The organism is Shewanella psychropiezotolerans, from assembly GCF_007197555.1.
GTDB classification, from domain to species: domain Bacteria; phylum Pseudomonadota; class Gammaproteobacteria; order Enterobacterales; family Shewanellaceae; genus Shewanella; species Shewanella psychropiezotolerans.
In genome coordinates this window covers 3,517,337-3,538,419 of the sequence record NZ_CP041614.1, presented here as the reverse complement: position 1 = coordinate 3,538,419, position 21,083 = coordinate 3,517,337, and the positions used below count along the sequence as shown (strand labels likewise).

The 21,083-nt window shown below is 44.5% G+C and carries 15 protein-coding genes, 2 tRNA genes and 2 pseudogenes; 13 read left to right on the top strand and 6 right to left on the bottom strand.

Annotation, left to right across the window (positions count from 1 at the left end; genetic code table 11):
- Positions 1 to 29 precede the first annotated feature (29 nt).
- The gene (locus FM037_RS15710; RefSeq protein WP_407695599.1) at positions 30 to 2,027 is read right to left on the bottom strand and encodes a transglycosylase SLT domain-containing protein; all 1,998 of its coding nucleotides are present in this window, start codon (positions 2,025 to 2,027) and stop codon (positions 30 to 32) included.
- Positions 2,028 to 2,077: 50 nt separating this feature from the next.
- Positions 2,078 to 3,574, bottom strand: coding sequence for a DNA recombination protein RmuC (rmuC, locus tag FM037_RS15705; protein WP_144046753.1), 1,497 nt, complete (start codon positions 3,572 to 3,574; stop codon positions 2,078 to 2,080).
- A gap of 296 nt (positions 3,575 to 3,870) precedes the next feature.
- Here rmuC and msrP point away from each other — a divergent pair, with 296 nt between their 5' ends.
- The 3 genes and pseudogenes from msrP (at position 3,871) to FM037_RS15690 (ending at position 7,429) form a co-directional block, all read left to right on the top strand.
- The gene (gene msrP, locus FM037_RS15700; protein ID WP_144046752.1) at positions 3,871 to 4,893 is read left to right on the top strand and encodes a protein-methionine-sulfoxide reductase catalytic subunit MsrP; all 1,023 of its coding nucleotides are present in this window, start codon (positions 3,871 to 3,873) and stop codon (positions 4,891 to 4,893) included.
- A gap of 61 nt (positions 4,894 to 4,954) precedes the next feature.
- Positions 4,955 to 5,589: pseudogene (gene msrQ, locus FM037_RS15695) on the top strand (protein-methionine-sulfoxide reductase heme-binding subunit MsrQ).
- A gap of 194 nt (positions 5,590 to 5,783) precedes the next feature.
- A pseudogene (locus tag FM037_RS15690) lies at positions 5,784 to 7,429 on the top strand (methyl-accepting chemotaxis protein).
- Positions 7,430 to 7,492: 63 nt separating this feature from the next.
- Here FM037_RS15690 and FM037_RS15685 read toward each other — a convergent pair.
- Positions 7,493 to 7,816 carry a hypothetical protein gene (locus FM037_RS15685; protein WP_144046751.1) on the bottom strand — a complete coding sequence of 108 codons (324 nt, stop codon included), beginning with the start codon at positions 7,814 to 7,816 and terminating at the stop codon, positions 7,493 to 7,495.
- Between the two features lie 194 nt (positions 7,817 to 8,010).
- On the opposite strand from FM037_RS15685, the gene FM037_RS15680 reads away from it, so the two are divergent.
- The 3 genes from FM037_RS15680 to FM037_RS15670 are packed head-to-tail and all read left to right on the top strand — an operon-like array spanning position 8,011 to position 10,943.
- Positions 8,011 to 8,505: a putative 4-hydroxy-4-methyl-2-oxoglutarate aldolase gene (locus tag FM037_RS15680; RefSeq protein WP_144046750.1), complete on the top strand. Its 495-nt coding sequence runs from the start codon at positions 8,011 to 8,013 to the stop codon at positions 8,503 to 8,505.
- A 30-nt stretch (positions 8,506 to 8,535) separates the two neighbouring features.
- Positions 8,536 to 10,362, top strand: a complete 1,827-nt coding sequence (locus tag FM037_RS15675; protein ID WP_144046749.1) for an AsmA family protein — start codon at positions 8,536 to 8,538, stop codon at positions 10,360 to 10,362.
- Entirely contained in the window at positions 10,362 to 10,943 is a 582-nt protein-coding gene (locus FM037_RS15670; protein WP_144046748.1) for a BsuPI-related putative proteinase inhibitor, read from the top strand. Before FM037_RS15675 ends, FM037_RS15670 begins: the two co-directional genes overlap by 1 nt.
- Positions 10,944 to 11,031: 88 nt before the next feature.
- Here FM037_RS15670 and FM037_RS15665 read toward each other — a convergent pair whose 3' ends face one another.
- Together FM037_RS15665 and gloB are read right to left on the bottom strand one after the other, a co-directional pair.
- Positions 11,032 to 12,579: a lytic transglycosylase gene (locus FM037_RS15665; RefSeq protein ID WP_144046747.1), complete on the bottom strand. Its 1,548-nt coding sequence runs from the start codon at positions 12,577 to 12,579 to the stop codon at positions 11,032 to 11,034.
- 86 nt (positions 12,580 to 12,665) lie between these two features.
- Positions 12,666 to 13,475 carry a hydroxyacylglutathione hydrolase gene (gene gloB / locus FM037_RS15660; protein ID WP_144046746.1) on the bottom strand — a complete coding sequence of 270 codons (810 nt, stop codon included), beginning with the start codon at positions 13,473 to 13,475 and terminating at the stop codon, positions 12,666 to 12,668.
- 182 nt (positions 13,476 to 13,657) lie between these two features.
- Here gloB and FM037_RS15655 point away from each other — a divergent pair, with 182 nt between their 5' ends.
- Positions 13,658 to 14,416 (top strand): class I SAM-dependent methyltransferase, encoded by a 759-nt coding sequence (locus FM037_RS15655; protein ID WP_144046745.1) that lies wholly within the window; start codon positions 13,658 to 13,660, stop codon positions 14,414 to 14,416.
- The gene (locus FM037_RS15650) at positions 14,407 to 15,303 is read left to right on the top strand and encodes a LysR substrate-binding domain-containing protein (protein WP_144046744.1); all 897 of its coding nucleotides are present in this window, start codon (positions 14,407 to 14,409) and stop codon (positions 15,301 to 15,303) included. Before FM037_RS15655 ends, FM037_RS15650 begins: the two co-directional genes overlap by 10 nt.
- A gap of 14 nt (positions 15,304 to 15,317) precedes the next feature.
- On the opposite strand, the gene rnhA is transcribed toward FM037_RS15650, so the two are convergent.
- Entirely contained in the window at positions 15,318 to 15,782 is a 465-nt protein-coding gene (gene rnhA, locus FM037_RS15645) for a ribonuclease HI (protein WP_144046743.1), read from the bottom strand.
- Between the two features lie 67 nt (positions 15,783 to 15,849).
- Between rnhA and dnaQ the strand changes: the two genes are divergently transcribed.
- From dnaQ to FM037_RS15620, 5 genes are all read left to right on the top strand, one after another.
- Entirely contained in the window at positions 15,850 to 16,578 is a 729-nt protein-coding gene (gene dnaQ, locus FM037_RS15640; protein WP_144046742.1) for a DNA polymerase III subunit epsilon, read from the top strand.
- Positions 16,579 to 16,716: 138 nt separating this feature from the next.
- On the top strand, positions 16,717 to 18,048 hold the full coding sequence (locus FM037_RS15635) for a TIGR03503 family protein (RefSeq protein ID WP_144046741.1): 1,332 nt from the start codon (positions 16,717 to 16,719) through the stop codon (positions 18,046 to 18,048).
- Positions 18,049 to 18,180: 132 nt separating this feature from the next.
- A tRNA-Asp gene (locus FM037_RS15630) sits at positions 18,181 to 18,257 on the top strand.
- 177 nt (positions 18,258 to 18,434) lie between these two features.
- Positions 18,435 to 18,511 (top strand) — tRNA-Asp (locus FM037_RS15625).
- Between the two features lie 526 nt (positions 18,512 to 19,037).
- Entirely contained in the window at positions 19,038 to 20,966 is a 1,929-nt protein-coding gene (locus FM037_RS15620) for a cation:proton antiporter (RefSeq protein WP_144046740.1), read from the top strand.
- The last annotated feature ends 117 nt before the right edge of the window (positions 20,967 to 21,083 follow it).

The following is a 21,083-nucleotide window of genomic DNA, read 5'->3' as shown; positions in this document are numbered from 1 at the left end:
TGCCGAGCAGACGCTTAAGTACCTATTGACTAATATTTAAAATCGAGCTCTTTAGCCGAAAACAACTCGGGTTTCTTACCTTGTTTGATTTGGTAGATGACTCGATAGCTAAGCACTGCTTGTACATACTCACGGGTTTCGGTGAAAGGGATTGCTTCGATGAAGGCGACAACATCGAGTTCTCCATTGGTTTTCTTTAACCAGCGCTTAACCCTATGGGGACCAGCATTATAAGCTGCTGTGGCTAACACACGATTATTATTGAACCGCTTTAATAGGGAAGCATAGTAAGCACTGCCGAGACGAATGTTTATCTCGTTGACGTACAGGCTACGTGTGCCCTTGTATTTGACTCCAGCTTTCCTGGCTGTCTCTTTTGCGGTTGCTGGCATGAGCTGCATCAAGCCTCTGGCGCCGACCCCAGAGGTTGCGTAAGGGTAAAAAGCACTCTCTCTTCTGGCTATAGCCCTGAGCTCATCGATATTGACCTTCTGTTTCTTGCTGGCTGTCACGAAGGCTTGCTCGGCTGCATAGGGGAAACGCAGTGTCATGTCGTTCCACAGTTTGCCTTGTATGCTGGCTTGAACACCGAGATCGTACCATTTATTCTCTAATGCCAATATTGCATACTCTTTTTGCATTGCTTGGCTGTGTCGTCCCAGCATTTGGACCCATTCAGATCTGGCGTCAATGGTTTTATCTATGGCCAGTAGCTCAATCACACGAGCCAAGGCTTTATCATCGAAGATTTTCTGTCTAAGTGCCGGGTCACTGACGGTATCAACGTGCTCGAGTTGATACTCACCATTGAGCTCGTGTGCCGCGGCATAGCCATAAAAATTTCTACGCTTGCTCAAGTTCGCTAATCTGCTGCTAGATGGGTTTTCGACAATATCTGAACTCGGTGCTGAAGTGGCTTGATTCGAGGTGATTTTATCGACCCTAGACAGCCAATATTGCCATCTGGATTTAGCTTTTTTCTGTTCACTCAACTGGGGTAAGTAGGCAATAAGGCTAGTGATGTCAGCCTCTCTGATGGCCCATCTCAATCGTAACTCCACCAGATCATCACTGTCTAGTAGTGGCAACATGGTATCGACGAATGATTTTAGGCGCTCTTCCTGTCTGATGATGGCGCGTTTGACAAAATAGCGGCTGAGTTTTCTACCTTGATAATCACTAAATCTGTCCAGTTTTTGGTAGGTCATATAGAGCTTTACAGCTTGCTTGAGATCTTTTCTCGCCAGTTTCTTTAATCCAGCGGCGACGATCTCGCCATTAATTTTTGCCCGCCCCATAAATCTTTTCGTGTGTCTCAGGCTACGGGGATCTTTATATACAGACAGGAGTCGCGTTACTTCGGCTTGATTACCAGTGATCTTTCTGGACAGATAAGTCAGTAATCCGTGTTGATTGGCATTAAAACTGAGGAACATACGTGACCAGATCATCTCTTGAGTGCGATAACCTGCTTTTTGCCAGACCTGAAAGAGCGGGTCACACTCTTCTGGCCTCGACTTTCCATAAAGCCAGAGAGATTTAGCGCCTTTAAAAGCGATATCTTTATCGCCTGATGCCAACTTAGCACGGTAGAAATAACACTGTAAAATGATGTTGTTGGGTCTGCTTGGACTGACCATTAAGAAGTCATCCCAACGCCGTTTGGAGCCCGTTCTCATTAAATAGCGATATCTAGCTGTGTTAAATAAGGGAGTATCTTTAAATTGGTCAATCTCAGAGCTGGCTCTGCTACCCTTATGAGTCAGAATGCCATTGATATTGGAATGAAAGTCCAGATAGACGGTCAGAGGGTAGTCATCGAGTTGCTTACGTAATTTATTGTAGCTGCTGAACTGCTTGTTTTTGAGTGCTTTTCGCGCATCTAAGTATGTTTGTTGCTCGGCAGTGTAATTACTGGCATGGGCTGGGTTAACAACCGAGCTAGCCATCAATGTCGACATTGAGATCAGGCTCAGGCCAGTATAAAAAAACAAGGATTTTAACATGCCATTAAACTGCTTATGCATTGCGTCTTCCTTCAATATCCATATTTATCAGGAGATCATCTATTGACTGACTAATTCAATTTGGACTCAAGTCCTGGATAGTCTGATAGTGCGCTATCCAATAAGCGCTGATCGATTTTTTTACTGGTATCCACACCCAACTGCTGCATCTGATGGGCTTGTCGGACTAAGTTTCCTTTACCATTGGCGAGCTTGCTCATGGCGTTGGCATAGCTTTTCTCAGCGCCTTCGATGGCCCTACCGAGTTTTTCCATATCTTCGATATAGCCGCACAGTTTATCGTATATCTTTCCTGCTTGTTTGGCGATACGTTGAGCGTTTTGATTTTGATATTCGTAGCGCCAAATGTTGTTAATTGTCCTTAATGCAACCAAAAGATTGGTAGGGCTAACAAGCATGATGTTGAGCTCTAAGGCATAGTTCACCAGACTAGGGTCATGTTCAAGTGCGAGTAAAAATGCCGGCTCCAAGGGGATAAACATAAGCACGTAATCCAGGCTGGTTAGCCCATGAAGCTTTTGATAGTCTTTTTGGCTCAGCCCCTTAATGTGACCCCGGATAGAGAGGACATGATCTTTAAGTGCCTGTGCTTTGATATCTTCATCATCATTGTTGAAATACCGCTCATAGGCGACCAATGACATCTTAGCATCGATGACGACATCTTTATTTTCAGGCAAATGAACGATGACATCGGGCTTAAAACGCTTACCATCATCATTCTTAAGCTCAGTTTGAGTGTCATACTCATGACCCTCTCGCAAACCACTCTCTTGTAATACACGCTCTAAAATGACCTCTCCCCAGTTACCTTGCTGTTTATTGTCACCCTTGAGTGCCCGGGTGAGGTTGATAGCGTCTTGACTCATCTGCTGGTTGAGGGCTTTCAGTGATTCGAGCTGGTGTCTGAATGCACTGCGCTCGGATTGCTCATTAGTATAAGATTCCTGAACCTGTTTCCTAAACCCCTCAAGCTGCTGTTTAAAAGGGGCTAACACCGTATCTAAATGCTGAGTGTTTTGGCTCTGTAACTTCTCACTGCGCTCTTCAAATATCTTGTTGGCGAGATTTTCAAATTGGGTTGTCAAACGGATTTCAGCACTCTCTAATAGAGAGACTTTATCTTCCAGAGCTTGTTGCTGCGTACTAAATTTGACGGTTAAGGTCTGTTGCATGGCATTGGATTTTGACAGGGCCAGTTGGGTTTCCATCAATTTTCGCTGAGATTCTTGCAGTTGGCTGTCTAATTGAGGAAGACGACTCGATTCGGCTTGAGCTTGTCCTAATGCACTGAGATTTTTTTCGACCTTAGCGTATAAGGTTTCTATTTGTGCTTCTTTATCTAGTAGCAATGAATCCCTGTGGCCGATCTCAATTTGGATTTCATCTAACGTATGTTGGTGTTGGTCTGCAAGTTGGTTTTTTACTTCTTGCCACCTCTGTCGAGTCAGACGTTGGTTCAATAAGGCGCCGATGAGCAGAAACAGAAAAGCGACCGCTCCTAAGACTATGATTTCGGGTAGTGACAGAGGGAGATTAGTAGGCATAAGAAGGTGGCCATAAAGAATGAAGCGAATAGCCTCTCATGCAAGATGACTCTCTTCAAGTGGCATCTTGCATTTTTTAGCGTAAATGAATAACTCTTAATCGTATGTTGCTAATATGTTTAATCTTGGTTGGAGGTATAGATGAGTGTTTTGAAGACGATTAAAGGAGGTGAATTGATTGCACTGTTTAAGCACGGATTAAGTTAACTGAGATTTTAGGAAATTTTTTGTTACTTTTTCCTGTCTAATACTTGTGTGTGATTTTTAATGCTTAGAACCCAGAAGAGGCTGTAGAGATGAAGTTTAGCAAAGGTATAAGACAAAAAGCCCCATGGGAGCTTAAAGATTCTGATGTGACGCCGGAATCCGTGTTTAATGACCGTCGCCGTATCATAAAGGCGATGGGGCTTGGCGCTTTAGGTGCGAGTATTCCAGGCCAAGTTCAGGCCGGAATCTTCGATCTTTTTGGTGACAAGAAAATATCTCAATTTCTTACCTCACCCTTAACTTATACCTCAAACTTGAGTTTTACCGGTAATGGGGCGACAACGCCGTTCAATAAAATTACCACCCACAATAATTTCTATGAGTTTGGTACCAGTAAACAGGACCCTTCTGAAAATGCTCAAGGGCTAAGTGTCGATCCTTGGAAACTTGTCATCGAAGGAGAAGTAGAGCGTCCGTTGACGTTAGATTTAGACGATTTAACTCAGATGATAGCTTTGGAAGAGCGTACCTATCGTCTTCGCTGTGTCGAAGCTTGGTCTATGGTGGTGCCTTGGGTGGGATTTCCTCTTGCTAGCTTATTGAAAAAGGCCGGTGTGAAGAGTCATGCTACTCACGTGGCTTTCGAGACCTTGTTTGATCCCGAGCAGATGCCTGGTCAGAAGAGTCGCTTAATGGGCGGCGGGATCCATTACCCCTATGTGGAAGGCTTAACCATTAACGAAGCGATGAACCCACTATCCTTCATGGCGGTTGGCTTATATGGCAAAACCTTACCGCCTCAAAATGGGGCGCCAATACGTTTGGTTGTGCCTTGGAAGTATGGCTTTAAGAGTATTAAGTCCATCGTCAGGATCCGAGTCATGGATAAGCAGCCACCCACTAGCTGGAACCAGCTTGCGACCCATGAATATGGCTTTTACGCCAATGTGAACCCAAATGTTGACCATCCACGTTGGTCTCAGGCTACTGAGAGGCGTATAGGAGAGGGGGGCCTGTTTTCGGCCAAGCGGATTAACACTCAAATGTTTAATGGTTATGGTGAGCAAGTGGCAGATTTATATCAAGGGTTAGATTTAAAAAGATATTTCTAGTCAGAAATTGAAGCACGCTATGGACAATAGCGGAGATAGGCTCAGTGATAAAGTGGGAGGAATAATGCGGTTAACTTCGAAACATCTTTTTTGGCTGAAAGCCATCATACATCTGGTCGCCTTATGGCCTATCGGTTATCTGGTTCTCTCTGTAATATCTGGTGATGCGGGGGGGATCCTGTGCAGTACATTATTCATTATACCGGAGTCGGAGCCCTCAATACCTTAGTGATATTACTGATGATATCCCCTTTAGCACGTCGCTTAAAACAAGGGATATTGATACAGACTCGCCGTCTAATCGGCCTCTATGTGTTTGCCTATGCTAGCTTACATATTATGGCCTTTATCAGTTTAGATCTCTTGTTTGAATGGTCACTCCTGTTTCAGGAGATCCTTAAGCGTCCCTACATATTAGTCGGGGCTGTGGCTTATCTGGTTCTAATCGCCTTGTCCGTTACCTCATTAAAAGTCATTAGAAAGAAAATGGGCAGACGTTGGCAGCAATTACATAACTGGGTTTATCTGGTCGCCATCTTAGTGCCTATTCACTTCTATTGGTCGGTGAAGTCTGAAGTCATCGAGCCCAGTATCTATATTTTAATCGTCATTGGTTTATTGACCCTAAGACTTACGATAGGTAAAAAGTTATCGCAAACATTCACTCGCTTAAGACTAAAGTTGAGCAGCCAGTAAAATGAATATGATGTAGCTTCATTGAAACAGTACTTAGAAAGCATGACGATGCATTTTTAAAGCTGGGTCGGCTAGGGTAAGAGGTGCAAATCATTACCTTGTAATAAATCCAAGCGATCTTTGACAAACAGTGAAATATCTCCAAAAGTTATGATAGGTAAATCAGCTTGCCACAAATTGCTTAAGGATTGTCAATGGACACGATTATTAGCCTGTTTAGAAAGATAAAAATCTCGAGTCGCCTGTTTATCATGTTGGGTTTATCCATACTCGCTACCATATTAATGTTCCTGTTTGCGCTTATGAGTATCGATAATATGTTGGTTGGTGAGAAAGAGGCCAAGATATCTTCTTTGGCCGATGTGGGTGAGAAAGTCATTAGCGACTATTATCAGAGATCCAAACAGGGGCTGATAACTGAAGATGAGGCCAAGTCTGGTGCCATTATGGCGCTGGACACATTACGGTATGCAGGGAAAGAATACTTTTTCACCATAACTACCCAAGGTGTGATGGTTCAACATGCTTTCGCTAAGAAACTCGTCGGGACTAATGTGCTCGGAATGAAGGACCCTAACGGCGTTCGATTATTCGAGGAGATGGTCAAGGGGACCGAGCGACAAGACTCAGCGAAAGTCGAGTATATGTGGAATCGACCAAATGCAACGGCTCCGAGTCCAAAAATGAGCGTGGTGAAGCGATTTAGACCTTGGGGATGGATTGTCGGTACGGGTATGTATGTCGATGATATCGATGCGCAAAAATTAGATTTTACCTGGATGTATCTCTTGGTGGTGGCGCTCGTTTGGTTTCCGGTGATCGCTATTCTATTTGCCATCATTCATAGTATATCCAGGCCGATGAGAGAGACTATTCAAGCGCTAGAGAATATAGCAAAGGGAGAAGGGGATCTGACTTTGAGGCTCAAAGAATCTGGAAATGATGAGCTCAATGAGGTTGCAGGTAACTTTAATGTCTTTGTGGTTAAAATCCAGACACTAGTACAATCAGTCATGGATTCAGTGACACACAGCCGCGAGCTAGCGGTCGGTTTAGCCAGCATCTCAACAGAAGCGAGTAAAGTCACCTGCAACATGCAAACCGAAACTGAAAGTGTAGCCACTGCAATTAATGAGATGTCTATGGCGGCTTCAGAAGTTGCCTCTAACGCACAACTCGCGGCAGATAGTGCTGGGAGTGCCGATGAAGAAGCTGATAAAACGACTAGGGTCGTCGATAATGCCGTTATTAAAATAAAGGAGCTCTCCGAAGAACTGGAAAATACCTCGGAAGTGGCTCAAGGGCTGCAGGTTAGTTCAGGAAAAATTGGGCAAATTTTAGATGTTATCGTAGGTATTGCCGAGCAGACAAACTTATTGGCTCTCAATGCAGCTATCGAAGCTGCGCGGGCTGGGGAAGCGGGTAGGGGTTTGCCGTGGTTGCGGATGAAGTGAGAACTTTGGCAAGTCGTACTCAAGAGTCTACCCAAGAAATTAACGGCATCATAGATGCGATTAGGGGATCGATAGAGAGTGTCAATGATTCGGTTGGGCGAGCTAAAACCCGTTCTAGTCAAACTGTAGAAGAAACCTCACAAATTGTTACTGCATTAGTGACCATTAAATCCTCAATCAGAGAGATTTCCGATATGAATATTCAAATTGCGGCTGCAACGGAAGAGCAGAGTTCGGTCATTGCAGAATTAAATATGAATGTGACTCGAATCAATGATATTTCAGTAGATAATCAACAGAAGAGCGTACAAATTGGTGAGACGAGTGAACAGATCCAGCAAGGCTCGACAGAATTAGATGGGCTTGTCTCCAGCTTTAAAGTGTAATGGCAACATCATACTAAGACTAAAATAAGTCCTAGTTGAAAATAGAACTAAAAACCAGGCAAATTAATTTGTCTGGTTTTTTAAATTAATCATGACTTGTACAACGTCATCATATGAGATGTTGAATTGTCTGGAGAGATTGATGACTTTAGTTTTATAAGTTTGAATGTTTTCTTGTTGGGTTATTTGGTGCTTCTTCTTTGCAACCAAGTCTTCTACCGTATCTTGTAATATGAGTAAACGACGTAAACTATAATCAAGCGAATCGATATATTTAGTCATTTGCTGTTTATTTCTTGCTTGAGATAAATCACTCGAGTGTTTTTTATCGAAGCCGTATTCATCTAAAGCCGCAAGCGCATTCTGTAAATCATTGTTATCAAGCATTAAAATTCACTTTTTCCGAGTAGGTAAGAAGGACAGTATTAGTACGTTCCCATAATGAGCCAATTATAGACTTTTTGTTCCGGCTCTCAAAGGCATTTGATCATATAAAAGCCAAAGTAGGTAAATGTTTCAGGATATTCTTGTTGTGGTAATAGTGAACGAGTAATCTTTAATTTTATTTAATGGAGAATAAGATGAAGGACCTGCTACCTGATTTATTCGATTATTTTAATAATGAACTGGTATTGTTAACGACTCAATACAAGCAATACGGAAAGCGTACAATATTTTGGGGTGAGCTTGTTACCATTAAGTGTTTTGAAGATAACTCAAAAGTAAAAGAGATCCTTAAAACAGAAGGTAAGGGTAAGGTACTCTTCGTCGATGGTGGTGCCTCGATTAACAGGGCCCTACTTGGTGACTTAATCGCCTTGAGTGCAGTTGAAAATGGTTGGGAAGGTATCGTTATCAATGGCTGTGTCAGAGATGTCGGTGCGTTGAAACTGATGGATATAGGCATCAAAGCCATTGGTTCTAACCCGATAAAAACACAAAAGAAAGGTGTAGGGGAAGTCAATTGTATGATTTCAATGGATAACATTATAATCACACCGGGTATGATGTTATATTCTGATGAAAATGGCATCGGGATCGCCAATACCGAACTCGACCTCTCTCGCTTGCTCTAATTTTGCTCAGCTATTTGGATGGAACCTGTTATGAAAATTGTTAAATGGTTTTTTATTGTCTTATTTCTCATGTTCGCGAGTCTCGCGGCCTATCTGACCTTGGTTTTTGATCCAAATGATTTTAAACCTGAAATCGTCAATGCGGTAAAGAAGCAAACAGGACGGGAGCTCATCATAGGAAAAGATCTCACATGGACATTTTTTCCAAGCATAGGTATCGAGCTTGGAGATATTACATTATCTAATCCTAAGGGATTCGATAATGACTCTATGTTAAAGGTGAACAAGATCGTTGCACAAGTAGAGCTTTTGCCTCTGTTTAGTAAACAAGTAGAGATTGCTAAATTAAATCTCGATGGCTTGGTCGTCAATCTGGAAACCCGCAAAGATGGCCGTACCAGCTTCGACGGTTTACAGAGTTCTGCCGCGGAAGATAAACCAGCTCAACTTAATGATACTACTGCTTCATCGGGCAACTTATCGAGTCTGGATATTGGTGGTGTCTCGATCACCAATACACAAATTCGAGTCTCAGATAAACAAGCCGGGACCGAACAAGTATTTAGTCTGGATAATTTAACCCTTGGGAAATTCTCTCTGGGGGAGTTTGCTACTCTCGAGTATCGCTTCAGTGCTGAAATGCCTGATATGACACTAATGAGTCAGGGCAAGGGCTCAATTAGAGTCGCCCAAGACATGACTAAGGTTCAGGTTAAAGATTTTAAGATAACTAACGAGGTAGCCGGTGAGGGAATCCCCAATAAGCAGTTAGATATCTCATTGTTAACCCAGCTGGAAATCTTGCTAGAGACCAAGCAAATTCATCTTATCTTGGATGAATTAAATGCAGGTGACATCCAGGCCAAAGGTAAATTGGATATCGCTTATGGTCATAAAGTGCCTCAAATCATTGCTAAGCTGGATTTGGGCGACATAGATCTTGATAAGCTCCTGCCACAAACAGATAAAGCTGACAAGACCAAGGAGAAGAGTCAAGCTGAGGCGACTCAAGTTGAGCCAGATTTAAGTGCCATGAAGTCTCTTGATCTCACCTTGGCGCTAACGGCGAAATCCATCAAGGCGTCGAATATGATGACCAGTAATTGGATTATGGCTATGACGTTGAAGAATGGCATTCTCAATCTGAAGCAGCTCAATGCTGATCTCTATGGCGGAAAACTCGCCGTGACTGCTAGTCTCGATGGTCGCCAAGCCGTACCTAGTTACAGTTTTGAAAAATCGGTTACAGGGGTTCAAGTGAGAGAACTCTTGAAAGATGCGGTTGATGTCGATCTGTTGGCGGGAACGGCAAACTTCAGTGTTAAAGGCAAGGGCAGGAGTCTGCTTGCCGATAATATCAAGAAGAACATTGCCGCAAAAGGTAAGTTTGAGATTGCGGACGGTGCCCTATACGGAGTGAATATTCCGCAAATGATCAGAGAGGCCCAGGCAAAGCTCAGTGGTGGTGGATCATCTACAAGTTCATCTGAAAAGAAAACCGACTTCACCTCATTGACCGGGTCTTTTTCGGTCGTCAAGGGCGTCGTATCAAATCCGGATCTGCTGATGTCCTCTCCGTTAATCAGACTTTCGGGGGCTGGAACGGCCAACATTATCTCCGAGGCACTGGATTATCAATTAACCACTGCAGTGGTGGGTTCCCTCGAAGGGCAAGGTGGAGGAGATACAGACCTACTCTATGGCATTGAAATTCCATTCTTAATCACAGGCACTATGTCGGATCCCCAATTTGCTTTAGACACCGCAGGACTGTTTGACGCTAAATTGAAACAAGAGGTAGAGAAGGTGCAAGATAAGCTCAAAGATAGTCTGTTAAAGAAATTAGGTGGCTTTTAATGAATAAATTATTCTGTGTTTATCTTGGGATTATCGCCTTATCTGCTTGCTCTCAAGAAGTATCGCAAGCGGTTGCACCGACTCAAGTTAAACAGCAATCAGTTGTCCAGGTGGAGCCTGCTAGAATCGATGAATCTTCATTAACGTCTTCAGAGTCCTATAAACTGGCTAAAGGGGCTGAAAAAAAGGAGAGCAAGATGGAGAAAGGATTGTTATCCGGACAGTTACAAGTCTCATTGAAAACGGGTTTTACTGTGTCACTCATTATCACCAACAATCAGAGTTTCGCTGTGCCAATTCAGTATCGATCGGGCATGACGGCAGATCTTCACTTATTGGACCCTCAAGGAAATAAAATCTGGGCGTGGTCCGATACCATGATGTTTACTCAGGCGATACGTGATGTGGTGATACCCGCCGGTAAAGTGATTCCGGTGAGATTTTCTCTGCCTAAAGAAGCGTTAGCTCAAGTTAAGGGGAAAGGCTATAGCTTAGTGGCGATTTACGCTGGACATGCAACAGAATCGACGAAAGTGGCGATGGGGAATGTGCGTTTGTCTCTAGATGAATACGTAAACTAGCTGGGGAATATAGTATTGGAAAAGATGCCAAGTTTTTATTACAGACTTGGCATCTTTGTCTATTGCCTCTAAGCATTGCCTCTATCAATTAGGCTCTGACATTTGTCATGTTTACATATAGCCTTAATTTTTGGCCAGGCTGAATGTATTTAGATTTTTCTAATGTATTCCAACGAACCAGGTCGTTGACGCTGACTTTAAATTTTGAAGCGATACGTGCCAGTGAGTCTCCGCTGCGTACCGTATAATTCACCTTGCGAGTGACGGAAGAGGCATTTTTACTGCCTGTCCATATCGCTAACTTTTGTCCAATTTTCAATGTGTCTTTTGGCGCCATATTGTTCCACTTGGCCAGCTGCGCCGTCTTAACCTTATGAGCCTTTGCTATTTTCCAAAATGAATCACCAGACTTAACGATATAGTCGATTTTTTCGCTACCACGGCTAATATTTTGTTTTGACTTCACTCTTTGAGCTAGGCTAAGGGCGTATTGTTCAGGATCGTTTGCCGCAACAGGGATGAGTAGATGACGCCCTGCTATGATGGTATTGCCTTTAATGTCATTGACAGCACGAAGCGCCGAAGGTGTCGTGCGATAACGCTGGGCTATTAGGCCTAAACTATCACCTGATTTGATCTGGTAGCGTTCCCAGTTCAACCTGTCATCCGCTTGTGTATCTGCCATGGCTAATTTGAAATTTGCCACCTTGTCTACAGGCAACACTAAGTTGTGAGGGCCATTGGGTGCCGTTGCCCAACGGTTATATCCAGGGTTGAGCTTATGTAATTCGGATGTGGTCATATCGGCAAATCCGGCAGCGAGTGCGAGATCTATCTGACTACCCACATCGATCACTTGGATATTGGCTTGATTGTCTATCGGGTAGAGCTCTATGCCGTATTTATCGGCGTTCTTGATGACATCAGCCAGCGCGAGAAGTTGAGGGACATAGCGTTGTGTTTCTGTCGGCAGACGTAATGACCAAAAGTCGGTAGGTTTTCCTTTGCGCTTATTCTTCTTAACGGCGTTTATCACTCGTCCTTCACCTGTGTTGTATGCCGCGATAGCATAAAGCCAGTTACCATCCGTCTTTTTATACAGGTACTCGAGCATGTCTAAGGCGGCAATGGTTGCTGCGGGTACATCTCTGCGACCGTCATACCACCAATTCATTTGCAGACCGAAATGTTTCGCCATGGGGGAAGTAAACTGCCATAAGCCTGATGCGGCGCCATGTGAATAGGCGAAAGGATCGAATGCACTCTCCACTATGGGAAGAAGGGCCAGTTCGATAGGCAGATCACGCTTCTCAATCTCTTCGACGATCAAATAGAGGAAAGGGGTGGCACGTTCCGATACTGTCGCGAGATGTTGCGGGTGCTTGATGTACCAGTCACGATATTGCTTGACTAACTTTTGGTCTGGCACATCGAATGATAAACCCAGACGGATCCTTTGCCAGACATCGGTGACTTCTGCAACTTCAACTTTTGGTTCAATGACTTCTTTAGGCGAGATCATAGGTAGAATGGGTATAGCTTGAGTACTGTGTTCTTCAGAGGCTGACTGGTCGAATGACTGACAGCCTGAAAGCAGCACAATACTCCCTGCTAGGACAATGTTTTGTATGCGCATCGAAAAATAATTCCTTAATTCTCTGTCCCTCTATTTTGAAATACTCGAAAAGGGGACTTATTTAGCGCTGCATTGTAATCTGTTTTTTAGAAATTGTCTTTCCATTGCCTTAGAAGGGCAAAGGTGTCCACAGGATCCGACGCTTTTTGCATGAAATGTTGATTAACTGAGGCCTTAATCGTATCGGCATTGCAACGCAGAAAGGGGTTGATGTTACGTTCTGTGGCTATGCTGGTTGGAATTGTTGCTATTCGCCTACTTCGTTTGTTTAGACAAAGCTCATGGTATTGGATGAGTTCGGGGTTAGTCGGTTCAACCGAGAGAGCAAAATCCAGGTTGGCTAGCGTATATTCATGGGCGCAATAGACTCGGGTCTCTGTTGGAAGCCGGGATAAAGTCATTAAAGAGTCGTGCATCTGTAGAGGAGTACCTTCGAAGAGTCTGCCACACCCGCCGCTGAACAGGGTATCACCACAAAAAAGCTCACCCGCCATTAAATAACCTATATGGCCTAATGTATGTCCCGGCAAAGGAATGACATCCACCTTTTGGTTGAAGTTTTTAAGAGTGATTTGGCATTGAATCGAACTCATGGTCGAGATGGGATTGAGTAAATTATCTATGTTCTCATTATCGGGCCCATATACTTCAATCTGCTGCCCTGCATGTGCTAACAGTTTAGCTATGCCGCCAGTGTGATCATGGTGGTGATGTGTTATTAAGATACCCGCGAGTTGTAATTGCTCTGTGTCCAGATAATCTATGACGACTTGGGCATCGCCCGGGTCGACTACGTACACTGACTGATTGCCATCTTGTGCAATAATCCAGATATAATTATCATTGAATGCGGCTAATGGGGTGATTTTTAATTTTGAAGATTCAATTGCTTGCATATGTGTCTCATCTTATCTGGTGGTAATTTTCACATTGAGGACAGCGCTTCAGGTAACCAAGTAAATTAATTGCGAAGTTTGCAGATTCACGTTTTAATGGTATTAATCACCCTATAATTATACCACTGCTGATTAGCTAGGTATATTAGTCAGAATCGCTGCATCAACCAAGGGAGTACTGCTTGTTTAATGACATAAAGGTATTGGTACCTCGAACGTGGTCGCAATTGCCTAATGGAGAAAAGATCAAGGCAAGTGTAGAGCAAGAGCTTGAATCATGGTGGCCAAGAGTGTTTGGCTATCATATGTTAAGTCTTGGTCCCTTGAGCGCTGAACTAAAAATGCCTGGCCTGCCTATTGGTCGCCAGTTTTCTCTGTTCGATGGTGATGGCGCATCTTTGCGCGCAGAGTTTAGTGCACTGCCCATACAGAACGGGGTCATCGATGCTGTCGTCATGAACATGTTGCTCGAATTTGAGCATGATCCTTACAAGCTACTGCGTGAAACCGACAGAGTGCTAATATCCGGTGGATACTTGTTTATTGTGGGGTTTAATCCCCTGAGTCCGGCTTTTATTGGTAAAGTCCTGCCCAAGTACCAAGACAAACTTCCCTGGTGTGGTCGGTTCTTTACACCATCAAGGGTCAAAGATTGGCTTGGATTATTGGGTTACCAAGTGGTGGCTGATGAACGCATCATTCACCATCATCTGCTGAGTGAAATACGCCAGAAAAGTATCTGGCAAAATGCACTCAAGGCCTGGTTGCCCGGAACGGGTAGCGTCTATCTGATCGTCGCTCGTAAGCTAGAGACGCCATTGACACCAATACATGAAAGGAAAAAAGTCCGTCAACCTAATTGGTCTGCGGCACCCACGGCGGGGAGAACCTCGTTAGAAACCACCAGTAAACAAAAAATAATAGAATTTAAATGCGAATAACACTAAAGCAATTATCAATTTTTGAAGCCGTCGCTCGCAGTGGTCAAGTTGCCAGAGCCGCCGATATGATGAATTTATCGGCCCCTGCGACCTCTATGGCCTTGTCTGAATTAGAGAAGCAACTCGATGCAAGATTATTTGAGCGAGTTGGTAACCGATTAAGATTGAATTCTCAGGGGAGCCTCTTGCTGCCATTGGCTACCGAGGCGTTACAGAAACTAGAGCAGATAGAACATCTGTTCTCCTCTCCGGAGGCCGAACTCAGTGGCACGTTAAATGTCAGTGCTAGCTCCACAATCGGTAATTATTTGATGGCTAAAAGTGCGGTGGCCTTCTGTCAGCAACATACCAGCGCCTACGTCGATCTCGATATTGATAATACTCAAGCCGTCATAAAGTCTGTGTTGGAGTTCAGAACTGAAGTTGGGTTTATCGAGGGGCAGTGTCTTGATAGTCGCATTAAAGTTGAAGCCTGGCATAAGGATAATTTGCTGATATTTTGTCATACGGCTCATCCTCTTGCGGGGAAACGGGTTAAACCAGTGGAATTACGTGGGCAACCTTGGGTGATGAGGGAAGAGGGCTCGGGTACCCGAGATTATTTTATCAGTGCGGCAAATGCACTGGATATGCAGCCCATAGAAAGATTCAGCTTCAGTACGCCCGATGCGATAAAGCAAGCGGTCAAGCAAGGAGCTGGCTTGGCCGTGCTGTCTGAATTGACCCTTGAAAAAGAACTGAGCCGCAAGGAGCTGGCTGTTATCGAGGTTGAAGGACTCGCGTTGACGAGACAGTTTTATCGCATCCATCATAAGAGCCGAAACTTTACACCGCTATGTGATGCGTTTATCGGTTTCTGCACAAAATTTAATAAACTGTCGATTTAGCTACACAGGCTTGCTTAAGCCGGATAACCTATATCTTCCTGGGTCGGCTTGGCTTCGGCAGCCACTCTGGCTAAGGTGTCACAACGTTCATTTTCTACATGACCTGCATGACCCTTAACCCAGCGCCAGTCTATCTCATGGGAGGCTGTGGCTGCATCTAAGCGCTTCCAGAGATCGACATTCTTTACTGGTTGTTTCGCGGCAGTTAGCCAGCCCTTTTTCTTCCAACCGTGGATCCATTGAGTGATGCCTTGTCGCATGTATTGACTGTCACTGGTGAGCACTATTTTACAGGGCACTTTTAAGGCTTCCAATGCGATGATAGGCGCCAGTAACTCCATTCTGTTGTTGGTGGTTAACAGGAATCCGTCGGAGAGTTCTTTGACTTGTGATTTATACTTCATCACCACCCCATAACCCCCGGGGCCAGGATTTCCTAAACAGGAACCATCGGTAAATATAGAGAGCGGTTTTAACATCAAGTTGTTACCATAGACAGATTAGCGGGCGAGTATACCCAAAAACTTAAGAAGTGTTAGTAAATTTATGAACATAGTGTCTAGTGCAAAACGTCAGGTCATTCTCGATACTGAAACCACAGGTATGAACCAGAGCGCTGGTGCTATCTTTCTAGGTCATAGAATCATAGAAATTGGTTGCGTCGAGGTGATTAATCGTCGTTTGACCGGTCGTCATTATCATGAATACATTAATCCACAACAGCTCATCGATGAAGAAGCCATTCAAGTCCATGGTATATCCAACGAATATGTCGCTAATAAGCCAAAATTTGCCGAGATAGCACAGAGTTTTATCGAGTTTATTGATGGCGCCGAAGTTGTGGCTCATAACGCGTCGTTCGATATAAGCTTCATGGATCATGAGTTTGGCTTATTGCAGCCTAAAGGGCCTAAGACTGCCGATATCTGTGCCATTTTGGATACCTTAGCGATTGCAAAATATTTGCATCCGGGTCAGAAAAATAATCTTGATGCCTTGTGTAAGCGTTATGGCATAGATAACTCACGTCGTGAACTACACGGCGCATTATTAGATGCGGAGATCTTAGCTGATGTCTATCTGCTGATGACAGGTGGGCAGACTAAGTTTAATCTTTCAGGCGATACCGGAGGCGAAGGTGCCGGTGGGATCATACGATTAAGTCAAGAACGCACAAAACTTAAAGTGATCGCGGCATCGGCCGATGAACTAGCTAAGCACGAAGCGCGACTCGATATCGTGGCTAAGGGCGGACTCTGTGCATGGCGTGATTAGGTCACTGACATAGTGTGATAGCAAACAGAGAATGAGGGCGTTTTCTTGTCGGCCGCCCTATCAATAGCATCAGAACAAAGCTTCCGACATTGTATATTCCAATTTATAACTTCTTCGACGAGGACAGACGTCATCTTTATGAGTGTTAAACATTTTGTTTCGAGAAAAAAAGCATTAGTGGCGTTAATCATGATGCTAGGCACAGTGTTTTCTACATCTGTGTTGGCCAATGTCGTGCCTTCGAGTGAAGCCAGTGTATTGAAGAATCGCTTCAGAATTGATCATATGGTCGATAGTCTCACCCTGTTTATTCAACGCCAATATGGCAGTTCGCCAGTCGTCATCGTCTTGCCCGATGGCAGCAAGTGGTATGCGAGTCGACACCCCAAAGAGGTGCAATGGGTCGATGGTTTGAGCGGTGATATCGTGACCATACATAAACCTATGCCTGGCCCTTGGCAGCTTATAGGCAGAGTCGTCGAAGGTTCTAAAATTCAAAAGATCTCTAAACTGGGCATAAAGGTCGAAAATTTACCCCAACCTTTATTTCAAGGTGAGCGCGTAAAAGTGACGGCTCAGCTATTGGGAGATGAACAGCGTCTAAGGATGCCGGGGCTGGATTACTTAGTCGAATGGACCGCGCGTTTTATCAGTGATCATCTGCCTGGAGATGAAAATTTTGCTGCGGGTATTCTGGTCGTTGGTTCATATAAAGATTATGGCGAAGACCTAGATGAAAGACCCGATGACGGTGTTTTTACCGGGAAAATCAATTTAAATCAACCATGGGGTCACTATACGTTTCAAGTCAAGGTTCGTAACAAGGTATTTTCTCGTGAAAGCCTGTTTAAGTTCATGCTATCACCTATCCCGATTGAGATCGAAATCCTTGAACCTGAAGATCCTTTAGAAGGGCGCTGGAAGCTATTTGTCAAAGTCGATGAAGCTGTGGTGCAGTTATCCGAGACACATTTAGATTTAGAATTAGTCGGTCCAGCGGGACTTCAACTGCCTATTACATTAAGCGGATTAGAATCATCACAGAGTGAGATTATTCTTCCGGAAGTATCAGACTTTGGTAGCTATAGAATTAAAGGGATGGCTGCAACGACAACCTTGGGCGGTCGAGAGATCGTATTAGCCTTACCTGAACGCTTCTTTAATTTAATCGAGCCTCCTAAGCCGCCACCGACAGCGGAAGAGTTAGCGGCCAGAGCGGCAAAGAAAGCGGCCATTGAAGAAACGAAGGCCAAAGATGATGCTATTTTTTGGATAATCACGGTTAATGTAACCCTCTTGGTCTTAGGAACACTGGGATTACTCATCTGGCGTAAGAGACGTAACTTGAAAGAGGCGTTAGCCGCAACTCAAAAAAGATTAGATGAAGAGAAAGAGAAAGACTTAGGCCCGAGCTTAGATGAAATAGATCTGACCATGCCTGAAGATCCTCCTGTAGAGGGGAAAGGTTAATTGGTCGTTTTTCTACCCAGAAAAGCAGTAATTTACGCCTAACTGCTGCTTTTTTAGCTGATTGGTTTATCTGTTTAAAATAACTATTGACGCGGCATGCTCGCCTACGTATTATTCACCGCAACTTGATGTGGAGCGGTAGTTCAGTTGGTTAGAATACCGGCCTGTCACGCCGGGGGTCGCGGGTTCGAGTCCCGTCCGCTCCGCCAATCAAGTTATAAATTTAGTTTAGTTGTTAGTGACATAGCAGTTAAAAGCCGAAAGGCAATAAGTTTAGGAGCGGTAGTTCAGTTGGTTAGGACTATTTGTAAACATGGGCGGCCTGTCACGCCCTTGGTCGCGGGTTCGAGTCCCGTTAGCTCAGCATAGTCGGACAGAAAAGTTTAGGAGCGGTAGTTCAGTTGGTTAGAATACCGGCCTGTCACGCCGGGGGTCGCGGGTTCGAGTCCCGTCCGCTCCGCCAAACAACGAAGCCCTTGTCGAAAGACGAGGGCTTTTTTGTGCCTGATACTAAAATGACTATGACCATGACCATGACCATAAGCAGAGCAGAGTGCTAGTGCAGTTGTGCCAACAATGTTCCAAACATTGTTTTTTGGCATACACTCCTGAATACATGGATGTTCGAATGCCGTAGTAATAGGATATTTAGGAGCGGCCCATGGAGATATTAGCCTCTTATGAATAGAAAGCGGCCTGTCACGCCGAGGGGCGCGGGTTCGTCTCCTGATTAGAGCGAGTCCGCTCCGCCAAACAACGAAGCCCTTGTCGAAAGACGAGGGCTTTTTTGTGCCTGAAGCTTTCTTGATAATTCATTAATATGGAGTAGATTGGTTTTTTTAACTGCTTATTTAGATACAGCTTCCGGTTCGGTTTGCAGTCATACCGATTGATATTAATTACTTTGAGAAGCAAAGCTTGGCCTATATTAGGGCTGCATAGGGATACTTGTTATCTATACTGATAACACTATTTAAGGATAAATTCTTATGGTTGAGCAGATCACTGCCATGCTAGGTTTGTTAGGTGTGCTTTCACTCTTGTGTCAGTGGATTGGATGGAAGTTACGCCTGCCGGCAATTTTGCCTCTCTTACTCTGTGGTCTCTTGCTGGGACCCGGTCTCAATATTCTCAATCCTGACGCCATTTTTGGCGACCTGCTATTTCCTATCATTTCATTAGGTGTTGCGGTCATATTGTTTGAAGGCGCGTTAACGCTTAACTTCAAAGAGATCCAAGATCATGGTCGTATGGTGACTCATCTTGTGACGATTGGCACCCTGATCACCTGGGCTTGTATCGCTTCGGCAACACATTTCTTGATGGGTTTTCAATGGGAGATGGCCTTGCTGTTCGGCGCTTTGGTTGTTGTGACCGGGCCAACTGTGATTGTGCCTATGCTCAGAAGTATCAAGCCAAAATCTGAACTGGCTCGTATTTTGCGCTGGGAGGGCATAGTTATCGATCCTATCGGGGCACTCCTTGCCGTTTTGGTGTTTGAATACATAGCCGTCGCGGCAGATCCTACCGTTCATGTCTTACATGCCCTAGGTTACATGTTAGGCATAGGAATCGGTTTAGGAGCGCTCACAGGTTACCTGGTGGGTATCATTATCAAGAAGCATCTCTTACCTCATTATCTGAAGAATGCCGGAGTGCTAACCATCATGCTGGGGGTATTTGTCGGCTCGAACCTGATACAGGATGAGTCGGGATTATTAACCGTGACTGTGATGGGGATAGTGCTTGCCAATATGCGTGGTATAGATATCTCAGATATCATTGAATTTAAGGAAACATTAACTGTACTGCTTATTTCGGCCTTGTTTATCTTGTTGGCGGCCCGACTCGACTCTGATGCACTGCTTAACTTAGGTTGGCAAGGGCTGGCATTATTAGCAGTAGTGATGTTTATCGCCAGACCGCTCAGTGTATGGGCTTGCGGGATCGGGACATCGCTGAGGCGTAATGACAAGTGGTTTCTAAGTTGGATGGCCCCCAGAGGTATAGTGGCAGCTGCGGTATCGTCTCTCTTTGCCATTAAGCTTGAAAGCCTAGGTGTCCCGGGGGCAAACCTTATTGTACCTTTAGTCTTCTTGATCATCATAGGCACTGTTGTCATGCAAAGCTTAACGGCTGGTGTCTGGGCTAAGTATTTAGGGGTGAGTGCGGGTTCATCACAAGGGCTGCTTATTTTTGGCGCTTCGGCGTTTTCCAGAGAACTGGCAAAGGTACTTAAGTCTAAAAATATCACAGTGACTCTGGCTGATAATAACTGGGATAATATTCGGCTGGCCAGGATGGATAATATTTCCGTGTATTTCGGTAATCCAACATCCGAGCATGCCAGTAATTTTCTCGACATGACAGGAATAGGGCGCTTACTGGTCATCTCTCCCTATCGTCAGCTCAATCCATTGGTGAGTTTTCACTATCAAGATGTGTTGGGGACCAATAAGGTCTATGGATTGAGTAACATCGAAGGGACGAGTGCCAGACATCAGCTGTCAGAGTCTTATCTCGCGCGTTTATGTCTGTTTGGTGAGTCGGTATCCTATGCCAAACTCGCCAGTTTAATGTCTCAAGGCGCTGTGATTAAAAGTACCAATATCACCGACAGCTTCAGCTTCGAGGATTTCCTTGCCCGCTACGGAGACTGTGCCATGCCCTTGGTGTACATCCAGGCGGGTAAGGTGAACATCTGCACCGGCTCGGCCAATAAATTGGTTAGTGGCATAGAGTTGATTAGCTTGTTACCCATAGAGGCGCAGCATCTGGCTAAGGAGCATGCTCTCTTGCTAGAATCTAAGGCGGTAGAAAAACTTGCTCAGGATGAACTTGAAAATGAGATTAAGCTCAAAGCCGGTGTGGAAAAAATTAACACCGGCGAGTCGATAGAAGCTGCTCACAAGAGATAACTCGATATCTGAAGAATTTGCTAACAGCGACTCGTCAACTGTATTTCATCTTTGTTGGTAAATCGAAGACATAAAGAAGGAGGCGTGAGCCTCCTTCTGGTCTATTGATTAAATTTA